Source organism: Micromonospora sp. WMMD1102 (assembly GCF_029626265.1).
GTDB lineage: Bacteria > Actinomycetota > Actinomycetes > Mycobacteriales > Micromonosporaceae > Plantactinospora.
This window is the reverse complement of sequence record NZ_JARUBN010000001.1, coordinates 8,652,711-8,671,726: the sequence shown is the minus strand read 5'-3', so window position 1 is coordinate 8,671,726 and position 19,016 is coordinate 8,652,711. Positions and strand designations below refer to the sequence as shown.

The window sequence follows — 19,016 nt, the reverse complement described above, 5'->3', positions numbered from 1 at the left end:
GGGCGAATGCGCGGAGGTCCCGATTGCTCGCCGACACGACGCCCCGGCGAGACACAGGCGATGCGGTCGGATCCCGTTTCCGGGCAGCGTCGATCCGCAGAACCCGAGTGTGACACCCCTCGTGATCTCGCGTCAAGCCGCACCACTACTCACCGCCTCGCACTGGCTACGCTCCTGGTCAGCCTTGCGCTCGGCGCGCCGCGCATCCTCCAGCGCGGCCCGCTTCAGCACGTCGCCCAGGTCGTACGTCGGCCGGCCGTGATGCTCGCCCGTCGCGACGATCCGCCCGCGTGACGCCCACTGGCGGATCCGCGCGGCCCGGATCGGGTACGCGGCGGCGATCTCGGCGGCGGTGTACGAGTAGCCGCGTACCAGCGAGCCAAGCTCGGCCCGCCGGGTGGCCACGTCCACCACCGCGCCGCACGCCCGGCAGGTCGCGGTCGCCGCGTACGCCCGCGCGTGCAGGTCGGCCCGGCACTCGCCGTCGTCGGTCTCTGCTCCGCACTGGCCGAGCCATCGCCGGTCGCCCGGCCCGTCGACCACGGAGGTGATGACCCGGGCGGCGGCGCTGATGTCCGCGAACGCCTGCGTCGGGCCGAGGTAGTCCTCGGGTGCGCGGTGCCGCAGCCAGTCGAGCTGGGCGGTCAGCCAGCGGGCGGCGGTCACCAGCGGGTCGGCGCCGGCCGGCACCGGGATGCCGCGTTCGGCGGCGATCTCGCGTACCAGCGCGGTCAGCACCGTCTGCGTCTGGTCGAGCCGGGCGGTCGCGCCGAGGTCGAGCGGAAGCCGGCCGCGACCGCCGCCACCGCCGACGGTGGTGCCCCGGCTGGTGAGCCCGGCGGCGACGGCGCGGGCGGCCGGGGTGAGGTCGGCAACGGCGGCGAGCTGCCGCAGCGCCCGACCGCCGCAGCCGGTGCACGCGTACGCGGTTCCGGCGTCGCGCTGGCAGATGGCGCACTCGATCACGCTGCGAGCCTCCAGATCGTGGATTTGCCGGGCCGGGGCAGCCGGTGCACGTCGCCGCTTTCGGCCATCCGCGCCAGGGCCCGGGCGAGCGGGCCGTAGCGCTCTTGCTCGGTGAGGCCGAGGTCGTCGGCCAGCTCGGTGGTGGTGCGGGCGGCACCGTCGCTGAGCACCTTGGCGACGGCGGCGGTGATGCGGGGTCGCGAGATCCAGCCGTCGAGCTGGTCCGGCGGGCCGTCGACCACGCGCACAGCGGGCCGGTGGTAGCCGTACTGGCAGGCGTGACCGAGGTCGAGATCGATCAGGGGGCGCCAGCCGGGCGGGGTGGTGTGGTTCCGTCGGGCCCTGGTGTAGTCGCGGGCGTAGCAGTTGACGCACTTGCCGCGTGCGTGGCTGGGCCTGCCGGGGTGGCAGTCGGCGGGCCGCCGAGGGGTGGGGCTCGGCATCGTCACGCCTCCTTGCCGGTCGGGATCGGCCGGTCGCACTGGTCGCAGATCAGCCAGCCGCGTACGGCGCGGCGTAGTCGTAGGCAGATGCCGCAGGCGAGCGCCCACGGCCGGGTCGGTGGGTGAGTCACCGCCACCACCACCGACGCCAGCTCCACGAGCGGCGGAGTCGGCCGCTGCTGTTGATGGCGTTGCGGAGCGCGGACACGGCGTCGTCGGTGGCGAGCTTGGCCGGGCCGGCGAGGTCGCGCACGGCGTCGGCGTTGAGGTCCGTCGCCGGGTCCCGCTCGATCGCGGCGGACAGCTGGCGAATCTCTTCGACGGTGACCGGGGGGCCGGCGGGCCGGCGCCAGACGACGGTCATCGTTCCGGCGGCTTGGCCGACGGCTACGGCGGCGTCGTCGGGTTCGGCGGTCCAGGGGTCGCCGATGTAGGGCTCGGCCGTCTCAGCGGGCCGTAGAGCGTCCGGATCGGCCGGACCCTCACTCGGGTACGGGTTCGCCCCCGTTCGGCGCCCCACGGCGGACCCGGGGCGGTAGCCGGGCACGGCCTCGCGGTAGGTGGCGTGGCCCGGGTCGGCGTTGGCGGCGGCGCGCCAGCGGCGCTCGAAGTCGTCGGTGGTCACAGCACGCCCCCGAGGTCGCGGGGCGCGGCGACGCAGCGGCCGTGCGCCTCGGTGTGCATCGCGGTGGCCCGGGCGGTGACCGCGTCGAGGTCGGCGGTGGCGGTGATGGTGACCGAGGCGCCGGAGGTGGTGATGGTGACGGTGACGGGCTGCTGGTCGCGAGTGTCGTCGGTGGTGGTCACGCTGCCTCCTGGGCTCGCTGGGCCGCGCGCAGACGGCGGTGGTACGCCTCGCGCTCGTACTGGGTCATGCCGCCCCACACGCCGTGCAGGTCGGCGGTCGGCTGGTCGAGCGCCCAGCTGCGGCAGCGGGCCAGCAGCGGGCAGCGGTCGCAGATGGCGCGGGCCGGTGCGGACGCGGTGGGGCCTTTTTCCGGGAAGAAGATCTCGGGGTCGGCGCCCTGGCAGGCGGGTGTCTGGTCGGTCTGGTGGAGCCAGCGCGGGTAGGCGTCGGGCTGGAAGCGTTGGGCGCGGAACTCGCCGGCGAATCGGGCGGCGGGCATGGTCAGGCCTCCTCTCGGGCGAGGCGTTCGGATCGGCAGGGGCCGCACGAGCCGGCCAGCTGGCCGCGGTGTTTGCGGCAGCGGGGTGCTTCGGCGATGCGGCGGGCTTCGGCGGCGGCCTGGTCGCGGTCGTGCTGCTGGCGGGCGCGTCGGGCGTCGCCGCATGGTCCGCAGGGTCCGTCGGCCGGGGTGTCGAGGTGTTCGGGGCATCGGGAGGGGGGCGGCTCTTCGCGCGCGCTACCGCTAGCTACGTACGAAGAGCGCCCCCCTATAGGGGTCGGGTCGGGTCGGGTCGGGGGTTCAACGATTGGCGAAGCAAGTGCTTCGGTTTTGCTTCCCTGGTTGCTTCGGGTCTTTCCGCTGGCCAGGCCACCTTTCCGCCCGGCTGCCGCGCGCTTCTCGCGCATCGCTCGAACGTCGCTCGCGGCCGGGTTGTAGTCCGTCCAATCGTGGAACTGGTGGCCTCCACGGACCCGACGCCACAGCCCGGCGGCGACCAGCTTCCGAGCCAGCGGCACCGAGTCCGGGAGCAGCCGCGGCAAGGCGTGGTCTGGCACGAATCCCTCGGTGAGGTGCGCGCTCGACCAGGCCCCAGCGACCACCCACAGACCCAGCGCGGCCGGGTCGGTGGCGAGCACCTTGGGGTGTGCGTGGAACGTGTCGTCCACCTTGAACCACGTCATGCGGCGGTCTCCATCGCGTCGAACAGCGACGGGGCGGCCCGCAGGCCCCGGAGGACCGAGATCACGAGCCAGGCCGTCCGCTGGTTGTTGAGGTTGCCGACCAGCAGCGAGCACGACGGATCGAGGTGGAGAGCCTCGCCGACGTAGCGGCGCCGCTGGGTGTCCGACAACTGGGTGAGGTTGTTGTGCTTGCGCATCAGCTCGTAGACGCCCCAGTCGCGGAGCATCAGCCGGTGCGGGCCGCGGTCGTCGGCGAACCGCAGGCGCGGGATGTACGGGAACCGTCGGGCGCCGGCCGGGATCTCCGTACCGACGTCGAACAGGGCGAGCTGCGGGGAGTCCGGGGAGGCGGGGTTGTGCTCGAACTCCAGCTCCATCGCGTCGGCGTGCAGGATCGCCAGCGACAGCCGGCGGTCGTTCGCCTCGGCGATGGATGACACGGTGCAGCGGCGCAGCAGCTCGGCGCGGGCGGTCCGCGGTACGGTGCCGGTCGCCTCGAAGACCCGGTTGATGTGCTGGTGCACGCCGGGGCGGCGGTCTCCGGCGAGCCGGTAGGACTCGGGCCGGGAGTCGCGCGGGTTCCGCTCCAGGCGGACAGTGTTGACCGACCAGCGGGCGGGGGCGCCGTGCCGGGCGAGCGGGTACACCCGGACGAGGCTCCGCAGCGTGGCCGAGTAGCCGGCCGAGCAGACGAACACCCGGCCGTCGCTGTTCGGCTCGGGCACGGTGGTGCCGAGCATCACGAAGTCGTCCAGGACCATCACTGCTCGGTCGCCTCCTTCAGCACGTCGCCGTGGCAGTCGTCGGGGGCGCACCAGCACGCGAGCGCCTTGCCGGTCAGCGATTCGATCCGGTCGAGCAGTGATGGCTTGTGCGGCAGGTAGTGGTCGGCGTAGTTCCGGATGACGGTCTGGCGGTCGCCGTCGGCGGGCATCTCGAACGGGTTGCCCCAGTCGGTGCGCCGGTCGATGCGGACGAGCAGCCCGGCGGCGTCGGCCCACCGGGTGAGGTTGGCGTGGTGGGCGCGCAGGGAGACGACGACGGTGCGGCCGGCCTCGAGTTCGGCGCGCAGCGCCAGCTCGTCATCGGACCACTGCGGCTCCGGGGCCGGCTCGGGCTCGATGGCCGGCGGCGGGGTGGTCTCGCGCTCGTCCTGGTCCTCGGGGCGGCCGTGGCACATGACGCACCGGCCGGGGCCGTTGGGGAAGTTCTCCGAGTAGTGGTCGCCTTCGCCGTCGCATTCGTCGCAGCGGAGGTAGCCGGCCTTGGCTTGGTCGTCGGGGAGTTCGGTGCCGCATGCCTCGCACGCCACCGCATCGGCGGTCGGCTCAGGGGTGGGCAGCGGTGCCGGGGCCGGGGCGGACTCTGGTCGGCGAGCCGGGTAAACCTTCCCGTCGGCGCCCCGTCGGGAGTCCGGCAGGTGTTCACTGGTGAACACCTGCGGGTCGCTCAGCACCTTGTTGACGTACGACGGGGCGACACCTGCCACCTGCGCGATTTCGCGCTGCGACAACTCCCCGATGCCTGCCGGGGTGGCGCGCTGCGCCAGCATCACGATGTGCTCGCGCAACTGCTCGCCGGTCAGGTGCCGACGCCGGGAGTTCAGGTGCCGGGCCACCTCCCGTGCCTCGTCTTCGTCGGCGACCTGGACGACGTCGACCCGGTACTCCACGCCGAGCTCGTCGGCAATCCGGGCGCGGTGGTGGCCGTCGATCGTGTTGCCGTGCTGGTCGCGGACCACGGGGACGAGCACGCCGAAACGCTCGATGCTGGCGCGCAGCGCGTCGGCGATGTGTGCCGGCAGGACGTCGAACAACTGGTAGGGCGCGCTCACTTACTTCCTCGTCTCTTGCGGGTGGGCGCCGGGCCGGGGTCGGCCGAGTCGGCGCCGCAGGTTGTGCAGGTGGAGGGGAACCACTGGCGTTTGTCGATCCAGTACGGCGGGCCGGGTCGGAGGTAGCCGCCGCAGGGGCAGCTGCCGACGACGCCGCCGGCGGATCGGGTGTGCTCCCATGGGGCCGCGTTGATCCGTCCGCCGGCCAGGTATTGGCGCCAGATGGTGCGCCGGCCGGTGGGGAGCAGCGTCGGCCCCTCGGTCATGCCGACCGCCCCCCGACGTCGAACAGGGCACCCTGGACGCCGAGCGGGCGGTTCGACCAGAGCACCTCGGCGGTCGCCTTCGCTGAGCCGCCCTGCGTGGTCTGGGCGGCGATCTCGTGGCGGTGCCAGTCGGGGTACAGCTCCCGGTCGTAGAGGTCGCACGCGTACCCGGACACGACGACCGCGGCGCGGCACTCGTGGAGTGCCTTGGCCAGTTCGCGGTGATCTGCCGGGTCGGACATCTCGCACCGGTAGTTACTGCTGTTGCGAACCTCGGCCGGGTACGGCGGGTCGACGTACAACAGCGCCGACGGTTCGGTGCCGTACTCGCGCGCCACCTCGAGCGCGGGGCGGCAGTCGAGCGACACTCCCACAAGGCGCTCGGCGGCGGCGGGGATCCTGTCGCGGTACCAGGCGAGGTAGCCGGTCATCGTGGACCCGCCGGCTGTCTTCCGATGCCAGCGCCAGCCGGTGGGCCGCAGTCGGGCGTTGACGCCTTGCGTCAGTCGGACGTGGACCCGGCGGGCCACCTCGAGGTCATCGGCGGCGGGAGTGAAGGCGGCGACGTGTTCGGCGCGGGAGTGCGGGGTGAGCCCAACCGCCACCTCGAGGTCGCCGGGACGATCTCGCAGCACGCGCCAGTACGTCACCAGCTCGCCGTCGAGGTCGTTGACGGTCTCCATCCGGCTGCGAGGCTTGGCCAGCAGTACCGACAGCCCGCCGCAGTACGGCTCCACGTAGTGCTCGTGCGGCGGCAGCAGCGCGACGATTTGGTCGGCGATCCGCTGCTTCCCGCCGTGGTACGGCACGGGCGGCCTCACGACCGGCTCCGTACTGGGATGTCGGCGATCACCCGGGCGACCGGTCCGCGGCCGGGCCGGTGCTGGTGTTCGCACGCCTCGTCTCGCCGGCCGCCGTGGACGTCGCGGACGACCATGCGGCCCGTGCAGCGATGGCAGAGGCCGAACAGGCACAGGAGGCAGGCACGGGGCGGGCCCTTGAAGGCGCCGGGGTCGGCGGGGCGGGCGCGGAAGTACGTCACCTCGGGCCGGGTCACGGTCGCTCCTCAATGGCCTGGCGCAGGTAGCACACGAGGTCCAGCGCTTCCTGGTAGGCGTCGACCAGGGCGTCCCGGCCGTTGTGCGCGTGCAGGCTGGTGCCGTACCGTTCCCGGCCGACCGCCTCCCGGTCGACCAGGTCGCGCCGCACCAGTGCCTGAATGGACATCGGCGGCTCTTCGCCCGGCTGGCGCGGCGGCGGCTGGTCCACGATTCGGCCCGGCACGTACCGGCGGCCGCCTCGGGCCAGGTCTTCGACGGTGGTGACGTCGATGCGCTCGAAGTCGGGCTTGCTCGGCGCGGTGTCGTACTCGCTCACCGGTCCTCGCTCTCGGGGTCGGGCGCCGGCTCACGGTCGGCCGGCTGGTGGTCGGGGGCGGGGACGCCCCGGCGGTGAGGCCGGGGCGTCCCGAAGCGCTCCGCGAGCACCTCGCGGTACAGGGCGGCGCGCTCTTCGTCGGTCACGGCCGGTCCGGGTACTCGTCCCAGGTGCGGCCGTCCAGCTCGCGCCCGCCGGCCTTCGGTGTCCGCCCGCCCCACTGCTTGAAGAAGAAGGCGACCCCGGACGCCTGGCACCGGTCCCGCAGGTCCCGCACCCATCCCGGGTCGACCGAGCGGGCGCCGGGCCCGGACTCGCCCCCGGCGATCAGCCAGTCGATGCCGGTCAGATCGAGCGAGGGCAGCGGGCCGAGTAGCGGCTCGGCGGAGATGAATCGGACGGCGGCGGACGTAGCCCGGAGCGGGCACGCGCGGCCGGCGTACCGGTCCAGCTCGATCGACGTGCCGAGCCACACGTTCGGCAGCGGCCAGGCGGCCTCGTAGAGGGTCTGGGCGGTGTCCGTGAGACCGGCTTCGTCGGCCGCCTCCAGCAGCGTCACCCCGCCGTCGATCTCTTCACCGACCAGCCGCAGCATCCGCTCGGGCCGCTTCGTCAGGATCTGGTAGGTGTGCTGCGGGGTCCGGGCCATGACGCCGAAGGCCTGGGCGACGAACTCGCGCGGGACGCGGGCGTGGAACAGGTCGGACATCGAGTTGACGAACACGGTCCGGGGCGCCCGCCACCGCAGCGGCTCGGTCAGCGCCGACTGGTGGACGGCAACCCCGAAGCCGGGGCCGCTGGTGCGCGGGTCACCGTCGGTCTGGTACTTCGCCGACCCCATGGCCTTGAGCCGCTTCGCGAGGGTGAGGGCGTAGCAGTTGTCGCAGCCGGGGCTGATCCGGTCGCAGCCGGTGGTGGGGTTCCAGGTGGCTTCGGTCCACTCGATGGTGCTGCCGTCACCCATCGGTGCCTCCGATCCGGTCGCCGATGAGCAGCCGGTCGCCGAGGTCGTTGACGCCGACCCGATACCGGCCGTACCGGCTGCGCGGTGGCAGGTCGCCGACGGCGGCGGCGATCTCGACCTGGACGCGGACCGCACACGGGATGACCCGGCAGGTGGTCGGGTGGTCGACGGCCCAGCCGCCGTCGGCGGTGAGTCTCAGCACGTGGTCGAACGGGTCCGGCTCGGCGGCCGGCAGTACCCCGGCGGACCGCAGCAGTCCGGCCAGCCGCTCGACGTCGGCCCGCCGCCACTCGGCCAGGTCGTCGCCGTGCCGGCAGTCGCCGGCCATGCACTCCGCGTCCTTGACGTCGCAGCGCACCAGCTCGGGTAGGAGGATGACGTGCCCGGCCTCGCACTCGACCTGCCAGCCGCCGCCGAGCGCGTCGCCGGGGGTGAGGATGGTGCCGCCGGGCTCCAGCTCGCCGGCCACCAGCGGGGCGTAGAGCTCCCAGCGGACGGTGAGCGGCTCGCGGCAGTTGGGCAGGATGCAGGTCAGCGATCCGTACTCGTCAGGCATCGCCGGTCACCTCCGCCGCGATCCGCTCGGCGATCCGGCGCTCGATCAGGTCGCCCCACGCCTCGGTGAGCAAGCGGTACTCGGCCTGCATCGCGCCGCTGCCCCTGGCCTCGATCTCGGCCAGGGCGAAGAACCCGAGGTCCACGGCCTTCGGGTCGGCCGGCTCGGCGGGGTAGAACGGCGACTCGTCCCAGCCGCCGTAGAGCTGGCCCACCACGCAGTGCTCGGGGTCGTGAACGTCGAGCGTGATCAGGTCGATGTCGCCGACCCAGCCGGGCCGGTTCTCATCGAGCCAGCGGGCGCCGCGTTGGACGCGGGCGGCGATCCGGACGTCCTCAGCCATCCGAGGCACCGCCCGTCGCGGTCTCCGGCGGCGTCCAGCCGAGCGCGACCAGCGCGGCCGTCGTCTCCGTGTCCAGCACCGCATGGACGTCCACGCCGGCACTCACGCGCTCCCGGATGGTCGTGCTCAGCACCAGCAGCGGAGCCTTGCCGACCTCGCTGGTGAGCATGAAGCCCCGGACGAGCTTCGACATGTCGCGGCCGCCGACCACGATCTGGCCGTGGCCGCCGCCGTCGACCTGGATCACGGCCTTCACGGCTGGCCGTCCTGCGCGGCCTGCGCCTCGGCGCGCTCGGCCAGCAGCTCCTCCGCGCCCGCCTCCGGCACCACGTCGAACAGCGCCGGGTCGCCGTCCAGGTCCTTGCCCGTCCGGTCCTTGTACCGCTCGGCCAGGATCCGCTTGACCGTGGCCTCCAGGTCGCCGCGCACCGGCTCGATGTGCGTGAACTGGACCGTCGGGATCTTCTCGCCACCCTCGGCGATCTCGTCCGACACGCGCTTCACGTCGTACGCCACCACGGCGTACCGGGTGCCGCGCGGCTGCTCGACCAGCTCGTCCGCGATGCTGTCGAGTCCGCTGAATTCGCGCCGCTCGCGGGTGAGCTGAGCGCTGGTCTTGACCGTCAAGGTCGTACTCCTTCAGTGGTTGGTCCGGCCGGCGGGCGCCGGCCGGGTGAGGTCATGCACCGGTCGCGGCCCGCCACTGCTCCACGACCCGGCCGGGCGCCCGCCCGTGCGACGGGCACTCCACGCCGTTTGCGTGCGCCCACGACCGGATCTCCCGCGTCGGCAGGCCGGACGCGCCACGCTGGACGGCGCCGGACCGGACCGGCTTACCGGTCGCCTGCCGCAGCGCGGCCTGCGCGCCGTCCAGCTCGGCCCGCAGCTGCTCGACCCGCTCGCGTAGCTCCCGTGCGCGCTCCAGCTCGGCGACCGCCGACCGCAGGTCGTCCACCTGCGACCGGATCCGGGCCGCCGCCTTCTGGAGCTTGAAGATCCCGCTGCGGTCGGCGGCGTCGAGCAGTTCCAACACCGAGTCGGCCGGGCCGTCCGGGTCCGGTTCCACCTCGATGACGGGCCGCTGCTCGGGCGCCGGCTCGGGTCGGGGAGCGGCGGGCGGCGGCGCTGGGCGGGCGGGCGGCGCCGACACCGGGCGGGCCGGGGCGGCGCCGTTGCGCTGGTCGTAGTCGAGCACCGCCTGGCGGGCCCGGCCCCGGTCGAACCGGGCCACGTCGGCGACCAGCTCGGTCGCCAGCTTCTTCGGATGGCCGGCGTTGGTCAGCTCGGTGACGGTCTTGCCGGCGGCGTAGCCGGCCAGGATCTCCCGCTCCTTCGCGCTGACGATGCCGCGCTGGACGGTGGGTGCGGTGGTCATCTCGACGGTCCTCCGTCGTCGTCGGGGTCGGGTTCGTGGTGCCAATCCAGGCCAGCCAGCACGGTCAGGTCACCGCGGTCCGGCCGGCCGTAGCCGGTCGCGGCCAGTTCGGCGACGGCGAAGAACAGCAGCGCGGCCAGCTCGCCGACGGAGAACTCTTCGAGGACGTCGGCGACGGCCTCGCCGGCGCACGCCTGCGGGCTCTCGCACGCCTGCGCGTCGGTGTGCTCGCGGGCGGCCTGGACCAGCGCGGTCAACTCGGCGCGGATCTGGTCGATGCCGGCGACGGTGCCGACGGGCACGTCCGGCATCGGGGGCGGGGCGCTGGTCATCCGGCGTCCACCGCCTCCCGCTCGGCACGGGCGGCCCGGTCGGCGTCGGCGGCGGAGACGCGGGCGGTGTCGTAGCCGCCCTCGGCCCGGCTCACCGCGCACCCGCCAGGTCCGGCCAGCGCACCGACGTGATCGCCCGCGTTCGCTTCGGGTTCAGCACGGTGGTCAGCGGCGCGTCGTAGGCGTGCGCGGCCAGGGCCAGCAGTCCGAACGAGTCGGCCTCGTGCTCGGTGCCGACGTGGGCCAGGTGCCCGTACTCGGCGATGACCGCCTCGGTGACCTGCGTCTTGTCCGCGTTCCCGTTCCCGGTGACGTAGATCTTGATCTGCTGCGGCTCGACGTAGACGTACGGAACCTTCTTCGTCCACAGAAAGTGGGTCACCACCCCGTGCAACTCGGCGAGCCGGAGCGGGGTGCCGCCCTTGCCGGTGCCGGCGTACATCGCCTCGATGGCCACGATGTGCGGCCGGCAGGCGATGGCCGCGGCGACATCGGTGAGGATGTGGTGGATCCGCTGGTGGCCGGCGAGCCGGTCGGCCCAGACGGTGCGGGTGCCGGGCTTCGGCTTGGCGTGGTGGTCGCACGTCCAGCTCAGGCCGGTGGCCCGGAGAGCGAGGTCGATCGCGACGGCGCGCAGGGTCACTGGCCCTCACCGCCCGGGACCGGTTCCGGCTGCGTGACGAGCCGGATCGTCCGGATGTCCTCTTCGCGGGCCGACAGGGTGAGCGTCCAGTGCCCATCGAGTTCGGCGTGCATTCGGATGATCGACGGTGCTGACTCCTGCGCGGCGCCGAACATCAGCCCCGCCGGCACCAGCGCCATGCCGTTGTTCGGCCACGACACCTGGTGCGCCAGCACGGTCTCGATGTGCCCGGACATCCAGGTGATCTCGTACGTCTGGACCGGGCCGCGGTCGCTCACGGCTGGCCGCCCGGCGTGGCCGTCTCCGGCCAGGGCTCGGCGTCCGGCCCGACCGGCGGCACGTCGCCCGGCACGTCGGCGGCGTCCTCCACCACGTCCCCGTCGATGTAGTCCGCCTGCGCGGCTGCCGTCCCCTCCGGCATCACCGGCTCGGCCGCCACCCGCTGCGCCTCGGCCGCCGCCCTGAGCTGCTCCCGGCGGTACTCGGCGCTGGTCGGCACCCACTTCTGGAGCTGCCGGACCGCCGACTTCAGCCACATCGCGGGCTCGTGGTTGACCCACGGCGAGTACTTCGAGTCGGACCCCTGCGACGACTGCTTGATCCGGGCTATGTCGTCGCGGCCCAGCTCGACCACCCGCGACACCGCGCCGTCCTTCATCCGCGCGTACGCGTAGACGCCGAGCAGCGGGCCCCGCTCGGCCTCGCCCGCGAACGGCGTGAACCGGTGCACCGGCACTTCATCGACGCCGCGCTGGTACCGGTATTCGTCGTGCTCGCGGACGACCTCGGCGACGATGCTGGATACGGCGCCGGCCCGGTACATCAGCTCGATGTGGCCCTGGTAGCCGACGATGCCGAGAATCTCCAGCCGGCCGCGCTGCTTGCGCGGGGTCAGGTAGTACTGCTCGGTGCCGGGGTCCAGGCCGAGCCGGGCGGCGTCGAGCAGCGCGGCGAGGAACACGCCGGGGTTGTTCGCGGCGGCCTGTTCCAGCTCGAACGGGTTGGTGGGCTTGTCATCGACCCGCCTGCCCCGCTTCAGTGCGCCCTGGGCGAGCCGAACCCACGTCTCTGCCTTGACGTGCGAGGGGAGCACCTGGGCGAAGCTGGTCGAGTACTGCTTGATCAGGCCGGCCGGGGAGTTGTCCCGCTGGGCGACGGCGTTCGCGATGGTCTCAGCCACGGTTGGCGCTCCTCAGTGGAAGTAGACGAGGCCACCGTCGGCGGCCAGCTCGAAGGCGCGGGTCCAGTCGGCGTACCGCTGGCGGTCGTAGTCGTCGTCGAACTCGGCGGCGTACCGGTCGGCGTACTCGCGGAAGTCGGCGAGCAGATCCCGGGCGGCGTCCGGCCCGATGGAGCCCTCGTTGTCGGCGAACCAGATCAGCTCGAAGAACGGGCGGGCCGGATCGGCTGCCGGGTTGAACGCCTCGCGCAGGCCGTCCCGCCAGCGGCCGTAGCCGGAGTACGAGCCGGCCCGGAAGCCGTGCGCCTCCGTCTTCTCGGTGCGCTCGTAGCAGCCACCGTCGAAGAATGTTGAGCCGCTTACGCGGGTGCCGAGGATCGGGATCCCCCGGAACGACTCCGGGAACGCGTCGTAGGCGTACGCCTGGATGTGCTCCTCGCTCTCGCACCAGTCGTCGGTGTGCTTGCCGAGGTGGTTCAGGTGGCTGTAGGCGGTGATGTCCAGTCCCATCGGACAGCTCCTCTCAGGCGTAGGTGGCCGATCGGCCGGGGTTGAGCCGGTCCACGACCGGCCAGTCGTCTTCCAGCGCGGTCAGCTCGGCCGTGTCGCCGGACTGGTCGTAGACCGACCGGGACGCGACCAGCCGGCCGTTGCACATCGCCCGGCGGCCCGAGCCGATCGCCGCCCGAATCCGGGCCTCGTAGCCGTCGACCACCCGCTCGATCCGCTGCCGCAGCGCCCGCGCCCGCCGGTAGCCCTCGGCCAGCTCGACCGGCACCTCCACGTCGAAGTCCTCCACCGACGGGTGGAGCGCCTTCAGCGCGGTCGCGGTCGCCGGGTGGTCATCGATCGGCGGCGGGGTGCCGGCGGCGCGCTGGGCGATGTGCACGGCCGCCGCACCGCGCAGGATCCGGAGGTCTTTCTCATCCCGGCGGCCGTGGTAGGCCCGGAAGCCGCCGGGGCCGAGCATCGCCAGGTGCCACTCATCGACGTCGAGGACGTCGCACTGCCAGAGCACCTGGGCCCGGTAGTAGACGGGGATCTCATCGGTGTCGGGCTCGCCCCAGCCGTCCCAGCGGGCGGTCCACTTGCACTCCAGCACCGCGTGGGCCGGGCCGCCGGCACCGGTGCCCCGGCAGTCCACGCAGAGCGAGATGCCGAAGCCACCGCCGCAACCGCAGCCGCCGCCGGATCCGTCACAGCACGGGCAGGCCATGTGCACCAGTCGGTCCGGGGTGGCGAGCTGCCACGGTCGGGCTTGGCTGGCGTACAGGCCGGCTGGACACACGACCGCGTCCGGGTGGGTGTCCGCCCACCACTCTGCGATGACCGGCTCGCAGCGGCGACCGTTGGACAGGTCCTCGTTGTCCTCTACCTCCCAGCCGTTGGCCTTCCGGTGGTAGAGCGAGAACGCCGAGTCCCACGGGCTGATGCCGACCAGCGCGGCGACCTCGGACGCGGTGACCCCGGCCCGGCGCAGCTCGTGCCAGCGCGGATTGTCCGGGGTGGCCTCGGCGGCGGGCAGCAGCTCAACGGCGGTCATCGCCGATCACCCCGGTTGCTGTCCCAGAGCTGGAAGACGAAGAGGCCGATCACGAACAGCGGCACGCAGCCGACCAGGGCGACGACGGACCCGGTGTCCTCGGCGGCGGCGAGCGTGGCCGCGAGCGTCGAGATCACCGGTCACCGCCGACCGGGCCGACCGCCCGCGCCAGGTCGCTGATCTGTTCCGGGCTCAGGCCGGCGAGGGTCACCGCCGTCAGCTTCCCGGTGCCGCCGACGAGGGCCTCGATCCGGCCTCCGGGTCGGCGCAGCACGTACTCCGTGCTGCCACCGGCCATCGGGGTGCAGGAGTCGCCGCGCCAGCCGGTGGCGATCAGGTGACGGTGGGCGCGGCTGATGATGGACCGGTGGTCCACGGTGGCCAGCGGCGTCGCGCCGGCTGGGTACGCGCTGTCGGGGATCGGCGGCAGCGGCTCGCCCGGCACGGCGGTCCGCTCGGGCAGCACGTCGTCGGCCAGCGTCACGACCGGGCCGCCGGTGACGACGGCCTTCACGGTCGCCTCGGCGAGCTGGGCGGTCAGCCGCTCGGCGTCGGCCCGGGCCTGGTCCCGCTCGGCCAGGACTTCATCCCACTGGTGGACGTCCGGCACGGTGCGGTCGGCGCGGCGCCACGTCTCTGCGGACCACTCAGTGCACGGGTGGCACGAGCCGCACGGCAGGTCGAGCTTGGCCCGCAGCGCCCGCAGCTCGGCGACCAGCGCGGGCAGCGCGGTCCGGGCCTCGGCCACGAACTCGGCGTCGCGCTCTAGGAAGAACGGCTCGCCGTGCAGCCCGCCGTCGGCGCAGCAGTCGAACACCGTGTCGCCGTTGGGGTCGACCTCTTCCGTGTGGCTGGGCGAGGCGCACACCTGCCACACGGTGGTCGGGCTCTCGGTGTCGTCCAGCACGACCCGCCACGGGCCGGGCGTCGCCCGCGCGTCGAGTGCGGCGAGGCGGTTCAGGTCGAGCGGCTCCCGGGCGGTCATCGCGAACCCCCGACGGGCCGGACCGTCCACGCCTGGTGCCCGTCCCGGCCCAGCAGCAGCGCCGTCCACTCCGGATGCGCCCGCCACTCCCGGTCGAGCCGGCGGGTCAGCTCCCGGACCGGGACCGGGCGGGGGGACAACCACCGGTCGCCGCCCTGCGGCCGGAGCACGTAGCCGATGGCGAGCAGCACCAGGGCGGGGATGACGGTCGCGCCGAGGATCGGCAGCGCGTCGATGAGGGTCTGCATCATGGCTGGTCTCCAGGGATGATCGGAAGGTCGGTAACGTCGCCGGCCGCGTAGCGGGTGATGGCCTCGGCCTGGCGGATGACGGCGGCCACGTCGGCGTCCAGCGAGTCCGGCTGGAGCAGCGCGGCGGCGGTGGCGAAGTGCGCGTCGACCGCGTCCAGCTCGGCCGCCCCCGTGGCGGCGATCTGGTCGGCCTGCGCGATCCGGGCGGCGAGGGTGTCGGACAGGTCCGGGGCCGCCGGGCGGCGGGCGGGCTCGACCCGCTCCGCCTCCCGGTTCGCCTTCGCGGCGCCGTAGAACAGGCCGACGAACAGGGCCTGCAACCCGACGACGATGAGGCCAACGCCGACCCACATCGGGGCGGTCACCGCGCGGCCCTCAGGGGCGGGTCGGCGTCCACGGCGGGCCGGCGGATCGCCCGCTCCCCATCCGCCAGCACGGCGGCGTCGATCAGCCGGACGCCGATCATGCGCGACTCGTCAGGGGTGAGTACGTGCTCGCCGACCCGGACCAGGCCGGTAGCCGGCTGGACGGTGATGTCGAGCTTCGCGCTGAGGATGTCGGCGTGGAGGGTGCCGTCGGGCTGCGCGCGCCAGCGGGTGTAGTTCCTCAGGCCGCTCACAGCACGGTCCCCCTCAGGCGCGCATCGAACGCGGCGGCCACCGGGCAGCCCGGCATGTGCGCGACGATCCGCGACGTCTTGCCGCAGCCCTCGCACCGGTACGGCCGCTCCAGCCCGTCCGCCTCCCGCCGGGCCTGCGCCTCCCGGGCCAGCTCCGACGACATCCACTCGGTGTCGTCCCAGTGCCAGCCGGGGTGCGAGTCGTCCAGGCCGGACGCGTAGGCCGCGATCTGGTCCTGCATCTCATCCGGGGTCCGGGCGAGGATCGTCGGCGTCGGGTCGTAGCCGCGCGGCGTACGGCGGGCATCCGCCGAGGTCGTCGTGTCCCTCGCACCCTCGGCGGCCGTCTTCGTCGGGGCCAGCAGCGACCGGCCCGCAGTGATGTAGTTGACCTCGTAGCCGCACGGCTCACCGGAAACCCCGCCAGCGGTGCGGGCCCGCAGGCCGGCCGCCAGCAGCGCCGCCATGGCCTCGCCCCGATGCACGGTGCAGGGGTAGACCGTGCCGATCCGCCCACCGTCGAGCCGGTACACCTCGATCCGCTCGGTCGCCGGCTCGGTGCAGTCGGCCATCGGGACGGCCGACGCGGTCGCGTCGGCGATGTGCTGGTAGCCGTCGAAGGAGACGCCGCACGCGCACTCAACGCCGGACTCGCCGCACCCGGCGTAGCCGTACACCTGGCAGTGCTCGACGGGGTTGTCCGGGCCGGAGGCCGGCACCTCCGGCCCGGACGGCGCGGCCGGGCCCGTCCCACCCGCCGCACCAGCCACCGAGGGGGAGGTGTCCCCGGTGGACGTCTCGATGGCGTCGGCCCGGCACTGGACCTCCACCACCGAGTACGGACCCGCCTTGACGAGCGGGATCACGCCCGGTGTGATCGGCGGGGCCGGCAGCCCGTACGACGCCGTCCAGCGCTCCAGCTCGGACCGGTCGCCGAGGACGAACTTGATGTAGTGGTAGCCGATCGGCAGGCGGTCCCGCTCGATCCGCTCGGCCAGGTCGACCAGTGCGGCGGCCAGCTCCCTGCGGCGGTCGCTGTCCCGGTGCTCGGCGATCTCCGCCTCGGTCGCCAGCGCGACCAGCGCGCCGGCCGGGAAGCGGACGATATCCGGGTTCCCGCCGCCGAGCAGGGTCACGGTCAACGCGGCCATGGGGTCGCCGTCGGCGTCGGAGTACGGGGTGGCGGCGACGACCTCGTGCAGGCCGGTGTAGGGCGGGTCGTCGGTGGCCAGCGGCAGGATCGCGCCGGGCTGGATCTGGTCGGCGCGGACCGTGCCCGCCTCGGCGGCGGCCGGCTGCGGTTCGATCGCGGCCAGACCGGCCGGCGTCGCGAACCACTGCCCGTCGGGGCCGGACTCCCGGTCAATCCAGCCGGCCACCTCGCACCGCTCCACCACGTCCGGCCGCGACGTCCACACGTCCTCGCCGGGGATCCGGCCGGCTGCCCGGCGGATGCACTGGATCTGCGCGGCGGTCGGCTTGTCGGGTACGGTCTGGTTCATGTCCCCGGTCCTTTCGTAGGGAGGGTTGGGGGTTGCGGGTCGGGCGGTCGGACGCCCGGCCCGTCTTGCGTCAGCGGTTGCGGATCTGCTCCAGCTCGCGGGCATGCGCCCGACGGCGAGCACGGATGAGGAACACGGCGTCCATGACGGCGACGCCACCGGTCAGCGCGGCAGCCGGCCACGCCGCCCACATCGCGAAGTTGACGGCCAGCGCGACCGACAGCGGCAGCGCGACGGACAGCGCCCGGGCCTCGGACTCCGGCCGGTGGCGGTTCCGGACGGCGGTGATCCCGGCGACGACATACGCGGCGGCCATCACCAGCGCGATCCACGGTGCGAACACGATCAGCTCCTTCAGGCGGCGGTCGCCGCGACGGTGGACCCCGGCCGGCCCGGTGACTGACGAGCGGCGAACTCGATGGACGGACCGGCCGGGGGGTACGGGCGCCCGCAGTGCCAGCCGTCAGCGGCCGGACGGGCGTACGCGGGGTGCAGACGCGGCGGCCACCAGGCGGCGCAGGGCTCGGCCCGGTCGCCGTGCTCGATCAGCAGACGGGCGGTGATCGGACCGATGGCCTGGTACACAGCGCGCTACTCCTTCGGTGGCGGGGGCGGCGGGGGTTTGCGGATTCGCGGGGGCTTGCCGGGCGGGCGGTTGTCCGGTGGCCGGCCGGGGTCCTTCGGGCGCGGCCAGAGCCGATCGATCCAGCTCACGCGGCGTCGGCCGTGCTGGCGGCGGCGCGGGTCAGGCTCGGCAGGAAGTTGCCGACCGGCACGCCGAGCGCTTCAGCGATGCGCTCGATCTCGGACAGGTCGAACGGGATCGGGTCGTCGCCGGAGAGCCGGCGGGAGAGGTACATGTCGCTGACGCCCAGGGCGCGGGCGAGCGCGGCGGCGCTGATGCGCTGCCTGCCCATCTCGGCGCGCACCTCGGCGGCGGCCGTAACGGCGAGCGTTTGGGGGCGAGTCATGACGCTAGTATCTAACGCCTGGCGTTACTCTGTCAAGGGTAGACTCTAACGGATGCCGTTAGCAGCAATGTTCATGGATGTTTCTACACGCTGAGGGTTGAGATATCACGCGCAGCGTTAGACACTTGACCCATGAGTGAGGGGTCGAACGAGGAGATGCGCGAGATGCGCGTACAGAACCGGCTCCGCGAGCTGGTCGCCGAAGAGGTCCGAGCGCTGCTCGGACGCAGGCAGATGAGCGGCGCCAAGCTGGCAACCGCCATCGACCGCTCGGAGATGTACGTGTCCAGGCGCCTACGCGGCGAGACGGCGTTCGACCTGGACGACCTAGAGCGGATCGCCGGAGTACTCGGGGTCCAGGTCGCCGACCTGCTTCCCAAGCGCGAGGGTGCAGATACCCTTACGTAACTTCGGGGTGCGCGACATCACTCCGGCCCTGCCCGATGCGTGACCTCCAACCCTGGGAAGTCCCGTTTCGCCTGTTCCGCGCCGTGGCAGTGCTGATCCCTGGCAGGACGCGGCCAGGCTCGCCGTGGCAAGCGGCCAGGGCGATGCCGCGCAGATGCCCTGGACCCGGCCGGGGAGCCTGGGCGGGTGGACTCGGGCCGCGGGTTAACGCCAGAAGACCGCGACGGCGGCGTTGACCAGGGTGAGCCCGATGATCGCCAGGAAGTGACCGCGGTTGACCTCCGCCCGCTTCCGGGAGAAGAACACCATCACGAAGATCATCAAGCCGATCACCAGCTTGGTGGCGAGCTTCGCCGGGGCCGGCTCGTCGCCGTCGCGCAGCGGGGCGGACAGCCCGATCCCGGTGAGCACCTGGATGACGGCACCCCACAGCATCAGCGGGTTGATCCGGATCCGTCCGGTGGCGTACTGCGCGGCGGCGCCGCCGAGCAGCAGGGCGAACCCGATCAGGTGGGCGTAGAGGAGTATCAGCCGGAGAGGTTCCACGCCCGACATCCTCCCCCATCGCGTACCCGCACGTCGTCCCCGGTCCGCCCGCCCCGGACCGGGGACTCCGGTGCAAGGTCACGCTCTTTCCGGGAAAGAGTC

Annotated in this window: 37 protein-coding genes; 1 reads left to right on the top strand and 36 read right to left on the bottom strand. The window is 73.2% G+C overall.

What is annotated here, in order from left to right; genetic code table 11:
* Positions 1–132: 132 nt before the first annotated feature.
* The 35 genes from O7626_RS39565 to O7626_RS39395 all read right to left on the bottom strand — a co-directional run bounded on the left by O7626_RS39565 (position 133) and on the right by O7626_RS39395 (position 17,960).
* Entirely contained in the window at positions 133–966 is an 834-nt protein-coding gene (locus O7626_RS39565; protein ID WP_278058030.1) for a hypothetical protein, read from the bottom strand.
* Complete coding sequence (locus O7626_RS39560) at positions 963–1,409, bottom strand: hypothetical protein (protein WP_278058028.1); 447 nt, start codon at positions 1,407–1,409, stop codon at positions 963–965. The genes O7626_RS39565 and O7626_RS39560 overlap by 4 nt, the downstream gene beginning before the upstream one ends.
* A gap of 2 nt (positions 1,410–1,411) precedes the next feature.
* Positions 1,412–1,540 carry a hypothetical protein gene (locus tag O7626_RS39555; protein ID WP_278058026.1) on the bottom strand — a complete coding sequence of 43 codons (129 nt, stop codon included), beginning with the start codon at positions 1,538–1,540 and terminating at the stop codon, positions 1,412–1,414.
* Positions 1,537–2,034: a hypothetical protein gene (locus tag O7626_RS39550; protein WP_278058024.1), complete on the bottom strand. Its 498-nt coding sequence runs from the start codon at positions 2,032–2,034 to the stop codon at positions 1,537–1,539. The genes O7626_RS39555 and O7626_RS39550 overlap by 4 nt, the downstream gene beginning before the upstream one ends.
* Positions 2,031–2,216 (bottom strand): hypothetical protein, encoded by a 186-nt coding sequence (locus tag O7626_RS39545; protein ID WP_278058022.1) that lies wholly within the window; start codon positions 2,214–2,216, stop codon positions 2,031–2,033. The genes O7626_RS39550 and O7626_RS39545 overlap by 4 nt, the downstream gene beginning before the upstream one ends.
* Positions 2,213–2,536, bottom strand: a complete 324-nt coding sequence (locus O7626_RS39540) for a WhiB family transcriptional regulator (RefSeq protein WP_278058020.1) — start codon at positions 2,534–2,536, stop codon at positions 2,213–2,215. The genes O7626_RS39545 and O7626_RS39540 overlap by 4 nt, the downstream gene beginning before the upstream one ends.
* A 2-nt stretch (positions 2,537–2,538) precedes the next feature.
* On the bottom strand, positions 2,539–3,219 hold the full coding sequence (locus tag O7626_RS39535; RefSeq protein ID WP_278058018.1) for a hypothetical protein: 681 nt from the start codon (positions 3,217–3,219) through the stop codon (positions 2,539–2,541).
* The gene (locus tag O7626_RS39530; protein WP_278058017.1) at positions 3,216–3,983 is read right to left on the bottom strand and encodes a hypothetical protein; all 768 of its coding nucleotides are present in this window, start codon (positions 3,981–3,983) and stop codon (positions 3,216–3,218) included. The genes O7626_RS39535 and O7626_RS39530 overlap by 4 nt, the downstream gene beginning before the upstream one ends.
* A complete protein-coding gene (locus tag O7626_RS39525; RefSeq protein ID WP_278058015.1) occupies positions 3,980–5,053 on the bottom strand; it encodes a DUF4326 domain-containing protein in 1,074 nt (357 codons plus the stop codon). Before O7626_RS39525 ends, O7626_RS39530 begins: the two co-directional genes overlap by 4 nt.
* Positions 5,050–5,319: a hypothetical protein gene (locus tag O7626_RS39520; RefSeq protein ID WP_278058013.1), complete on the bottom strand. Its 270-nt coding sequence runs from the start codon at positions 5,317–5,319 to the stop codon at positions 5,050–5,052. The genes O7626_RS39525 and O7626_RS39520 overlap by 4 nt, the downstream gene beginning before the upstream one ends.
* The gene (locus O7626_RS39515) at positions 5,316–6,140 is read right to left on the bottom strand and encodes a DNA adenine methylase (protein WP_278058011.1); all 825 of its coding nucleotides are present in this window, start codon (positions 6,138–6,140) and stop codon (positions 5,316–5,318) included. The genes O7626_RS39520 and O7626_RS39515 overlap by 4 nt, the downstream gene beginning before the upstream one ends.
* Positions 6,137–6,376, bottom strand: coding sequence for a hypothetical protein (locus O7626_RS39510; protein ID WP_278058146.1), 240 nt, complete (start codon positions 6,374–6,376; stop codon positions 6,137–6,139). The genes O7626_RS39515 and O7626_RS39510 overlap by 4 nt, the downstream gene beginning before the upstream one ends.
* Positions 6,373–6,696, bottom strand: a complete 324-nt coding sequence (locus O7626_RS39505) for a hypothetical protein (protein ID WP_278058144.1) — start codon at positions 6,694–6,696, stop codon at positions 6,373–6,375. The genes O7626_RS39510 and O7626_RS39505 overlap by 4 nt, the downstream gene beginning before the upstream one ends.
* Positions 6,693–6,842 (bottom strand): hypothetical protein, encoded by a 150-nt coding sequence (locus O7626_RS39500; protein ID WP_278058143.1) that lies wholly within the window; start codon positions 6,840–6,842, stop codon positions 6,693–6,695. Before O7626_RS39500 ends, O7626_RS39505 begins: the two co-directional genes overlap by 4 nt.
* A complete protein-coding gene (locus tag O7626_RS39495; RefSeq protein ID WP_278058141.1) occupies positions 6,839–7,660 on the bottom strand; it encodes a phage Gp37/Gp68 family protein in 822 nt (273 codons plus the stop codon). The genes O7626_RS39500 and O7626_RS39495 overlap by 4 nt, the downstream gene beginning before the upstream one ends.
* Entirely contained in the window at positions 7,653–8,216 is a 564-nt protein-coding gene (locus O7626_RS39490; RefSeq protein ID WP_278066006.1) for a hypothetical protein, read from the bottom strand. Before O7626_RS39490 ends, O7626_RS39495 begins: the two co-directional genes overlap by 8 nt.
* A complete protein-coding gene (locus O7626_RS39485) occupies positions 8,209–8,559 on the bottom strand; it encodes a hypothetical protein (protein ID WP_278058137.1) in 351 nt (116 codons plus the stop codon). The genes O7626_RS39490 and O7626_RS39485 overlap by 8 nt, the downstream gene beginning before the upstream one ends.
* A complete protein-coding gene (locus O7626_RS39480; protein ID WP_278066005.1) occupies positions 8,552–8,806 on the bottom strand; it encodes a hypothetical protein in 255 nt (84 codons plus the stop codon). Before O7626_RS39480 ends, O7626_RS39485 begins: the two co-directional genes overlap by 8 nt.
* Positions 8,807–8,811: 5 nt before the next feature.
* The gene (locus O7626_RS39475; RefSeq protein ID WP_278066004.1) at positions 8,812–9,186 is read right to left on the bottom strand and encodes a hypothetical protein; all 375 of its coding nucleotides are present in this window, start codon (positions 9,184–9,186) and stop codon (positions 8,812–8,814) included.
* Positions 9,187–9,238: 52 nt separating this feature from the next.
* Complete coding sequence (locus O7626_RS39470) at positions 9,239–9,934, bottom strand: hypothetical protein (RefSeq protein WP_278066003.1); 696 nt, start codon at positions 9,932–9,934, stop codon at positions 9,239–9,241.
* Entirely contained in the window at positions 9,931–10,266 is a 336-nt protein-coding gene (locus O7626_RS39465) for a hypothetical protein (protein WP_278066002.1), read from the bottom strand. Before O7626_RS39465 ends, O7626_RS39470 begins: the two co-directional genes overlap by 4 nt.
* Before the next feature lie 91 nt (positions 10,267–10,357).
* Complete coding sequence (locus tag O7626_RS39460; protein WP_278066001.1) at positions 10,358–10,909, bottom strand: crossover junction endodeoxyribonuclease RuvC; 552 nt, start codon at positions 10,907–10,909, stop codon at positions 10,358–10,360.
* Positions 10,906–11,187, bottom strand: coding sequence for a hypothetical protein (locus O7626_RS39455; protein ID WP_278066000.1), 282 nt, complete (start codon positions 11,185–11,187; stop codon positions 10,906–10,908). Before O7626_RS39455 ends, O7626_RS39460 begins: the two co-directional genes overlap by 4 nt.
* Positions 11,184–12,089 carry a recombinase RecT gene (locus O7626_RS39450; RefSeq protein WP_278065999.1) on the bottom strand — a complete coding sequence of 302 codons (906 nt, stop codon included), beginning with the start codon at positions 12,087–12,089 and terminating at the stop codon, positions 11,184–11,186. The genes O7626_RS39455 and O7626_RS39450 overlap by 4 nt, the downstream gene beginning before the upstream one ends.
* A 12-nt stretch (positions 12,090–12,101) precedes the next feature.
* Positions 12,102–12,599, bottom strand: a complete 498-nt coding sequence (locus tag O7626_RS39445; RefSeq protein WP_278065998.1) for a hypothetical protein — start codon at positions 12,597–12,599, stop codon at positions 12,102–12,104.
* A 13-nt stretch (positions 12,600–12,612) separates the two neighbouring features.
* Positions 12,613–13,632, bottom strand: coding sequence for a lambda-exonuclease family protein (locus O7626_RS39440; RefSeq protein ID WP_278058121.1), 1,020 nt, complete (start codon positions 13,630–13,632; stop codon positions 12,613–12,615).
* Positions 13,629–13,769 (bottom strand): hypothetical protein, encoded by a 141-nt coding sequence (locus O7626_RS39435; RefSeq protein ID WP_278058120.1) that lies wholly within the window; start codon positions 13,767–13,769, stop codon positions 13,629–13,631. Before O7626_RS39435 ends, O7626_RS39440 begins: the two co-directional genes overlap by 4 nt.
* Entirely contained in the window at positions 13,766–14,617 is an 852-nt protein-coding gene (locus tag O7626_RS39430; protein ID WP_278065997.1) for a hypothetical protein, read from the bottom strand. Before O7626_RS39430 ends, O7626_RS39435 begins: the two co-directional genes overlap by 4 nt.
* A complete protein-coding gene (locus O7626_RS39425) occupies positions 14,614–14,868 on the bottom strand; it encodes a hypothetical protein (RefSeq protein ID WP_278065996.1) in 255 nt (84 codons plus the stop codon). Before O7626_RS39425 ends, O7626_RS39430 begins: the two co-directional genes overlap by 4 nt.
* Positions 14,865–15,233 carry a hypothetical protein gene (locus O7626_RS39420; protein WP_278065995.1) on the bottom strand — a complete coding sequence of 123 codons (369 nt, stop codon included), beginning with the start codon at positions 15,231–15,233 and terminating at the stop codon, positions 14,865–14,867. Before O7626_RS39420 ends, O7626_RS39425 begins: the two co-directional genes overlap by 4 nt.
* Positions 15,230–15,487: a hypothetical protein gene (locus O7626_RS39415; RefSeq protein WP_278065994.1), complete on the bottom strand. Its 258-nt coding sequence runs from the start codon at positions 15,485–15,487 to the stop codon at positions 15,230–15,232. The genes O7626_RS39420 and O7626_RS39415 overlap by 4 nt, the downstream gene beginning before the upstream one ends.
* Complete coding sequence (locus O7626_RS39410; RefSeq protein ID WP_278065993.1) at positions 15,484–16,989, bottom strand: hypothetical protein; 1,506 nt, start codon at positions 16,987–16,989, stop codon at positions 15,484–15,486. The genes O7626_RS39415 and O7626_RS39410 overlap by 4 nt, the downstream gene beginning before the upstream one ends.
* Before the next feature lie 70 nt (positions 16,990–17,059).
* Positions 17,060–17,332 (bottom strand): hypothetical protein, encoded by a 273-nt coding sequence (locus O7626_RS39405; protein ID WP_278065992.1) that lies wholly within the window; start codon positions 17,330–17,332, stop codon positions 17,060–17,062.
* Between the two features lie 11 nt (positions 17,333–17,343).
* Positions 17,344–17,574, bottom strand: coding sequence for a hypothetical protein (locus O7626_RS39400; protein ID WP_278065991.1), 231 nt, complete (start codon positions 17,572–17,574; stop codon positions 17,344–17,346).
* 125 nt (positions 17,575–17,699) lie between these two features.
* Positions 17,700–17,960 carry a helix-turn-helix transcriptional regulator gene (locus O7626_RS39395; RefSeq protein WP_278065990.1) on the bottom strand — a complete coding sequence of 87 codons (261 nt, stop codon included), beginning with the start codon at positions 17,958–17,960 and terminating at the stop codon, positions 17,700–17,702.
* 132 nt (positions 17,961–18,092) lie between these two features.
* On the opposite strand from O7626_RS39395, the gene O7626_RS39390 reads away from it, so the two are divergent.
* Positions 18,093–18,368, top strand: a complete 276-nt coding sequence (locus O7626_RS39390; protein ID WP_278065989.1) for a helix-turn-helix transcriptional regulator — start codon at positions 18,093–18,095, stop codon at positions 18,366–18,368.
* Positions 18,369–18,572: 204 nt separating this feature from the next.
* Here O7626_RS39390 and O7626_RS39385 read toward each other — a convergent pair whose 3' ends face one another.
* Positions 18,573–18,914 (bottom strand): hypothetical protein, encoded by a 342-nt coding sequence (locus O7626_RS39385; protein ID WP_278065988.1) that lies wholly within the window; start codon positions 18,912–18,914, stop codon positions 18,573–18,575.
* Positions 18,915–19,016 lie beyond the last annotated feature (102 nt).

Bases quoted from the DNA above. Each gene is read 5' to 3' on its own strand.
- O7626_RS39535 (WP_278058018.1), bottom strand. From the start codon at position 3,219: ATGACGTGGTTCAAGGTGGACGACACGTTCCACGCACACCCCAAGGTG.
- O7626_RS39470 (WP_278066003.1), bottom strand. From the start codon at position 9,934: ATGACCACCGCACCCACCGTCCAGCGCGGCATCGTCAGCGCGAAGGAG.
- O7626_RS39395 (WP_278065990.1), bottom strand. From the start codon at position 17,960: ATGACTCGCCCCCAAACGCTCGCCGTTACGGCCGCCGCCGAGGTGCGC.
- O7626_RS39390 (WP_278065989.1), top strand. From the start codon at position 18,093: ATGAGTGAGGGGTCGAACGAGGAGATGCGCGAGATGCGCGTACAGAAC.
- O7626_RS39410 (WP_278065993.1), bottom strand. From the start codon at position 16,989: ATGAACCAGACCGTACCCGACAAGCCGACCGCCGCGCAGATCCAGTGC.
- O7626_RS39520 (WP_278058013.1), bottom strand. From the start codon at position 5,319: ATGACCGAGGGGCCGACGCTGCTCCCCACCGGCCGGCGCACCATCTGG.
- O7626_RS39440 (WP_278058121.1), bottom strand. From the start codon at position 13,632: ATGACCGCCGTTGAGCTGCTGCCCGCCGCCGAGGCCACCCCGGACAAT.
- O7626_RS39445 (WP_278065998.1), bottom strand. From the start codon at position 12,599: ATGGGACTGGACATCACCGCCTACAGCCACCTGAACCACCTCGGCAAG.
- O7626_RS39465 (WP_278066002.1), bottom strand. From the start codon at position 10,266: ATGACCAGCGCCCCGCCCCCGATGCCGGACGTGCCCGTCGGCACCGTC.
- O7626_RS39430 (WP_278065997.1), bottom strand. From the start codon at position 14,617: ATGACCGCCCGGGAGCCGCTCGACCTGAACCGCCTCGCCGCACTCGAC.
- O7626_RS39495 (WP_278058141.1), bottom strand. From the start codon at position 7,660: ATGGGTGACGGCAGCACCATCGAGTGGACCGAAGCCACCTGGAACCCC.
- O7626_RS39485 (WP_278058137.1), bottom strand. From the start codon at position 8,559: ATGGCTGAGGACGTCCGGATCGCCGCCCGCGTCCAACGCGGCGCCCGC.
- O7626_RS39425 (WP_278065996.1), bottom strand. From the start codon at position 14,868: ATGATGCAGACCCTCATCGACGCGCTGCCGATCCTCGGCGCGACCGTC.
- O7626_RS39490 (WP_278066006.1), bottom strand. From the start codon at position 8,216: ATGCCTGACGAGTACGGATCGCTGACCTGCATCCTGCCCAACTGCCGC.
- O7626_RS39560 (WP_278058028.1), bottom strand. From the start codon at position 1,409: ATGCCGAGCCCCACCCCTCGGCGGCCCGCCGACTGCCACCCCGGCAGG.
- O7626_RS39540 (WP_278058020.1), bottom strand. From the start codon at position 2,536: ATGCCCGCCGCCCGATTCGCCGGCGAGTTCCGCGCCCAACGCTTCCAG.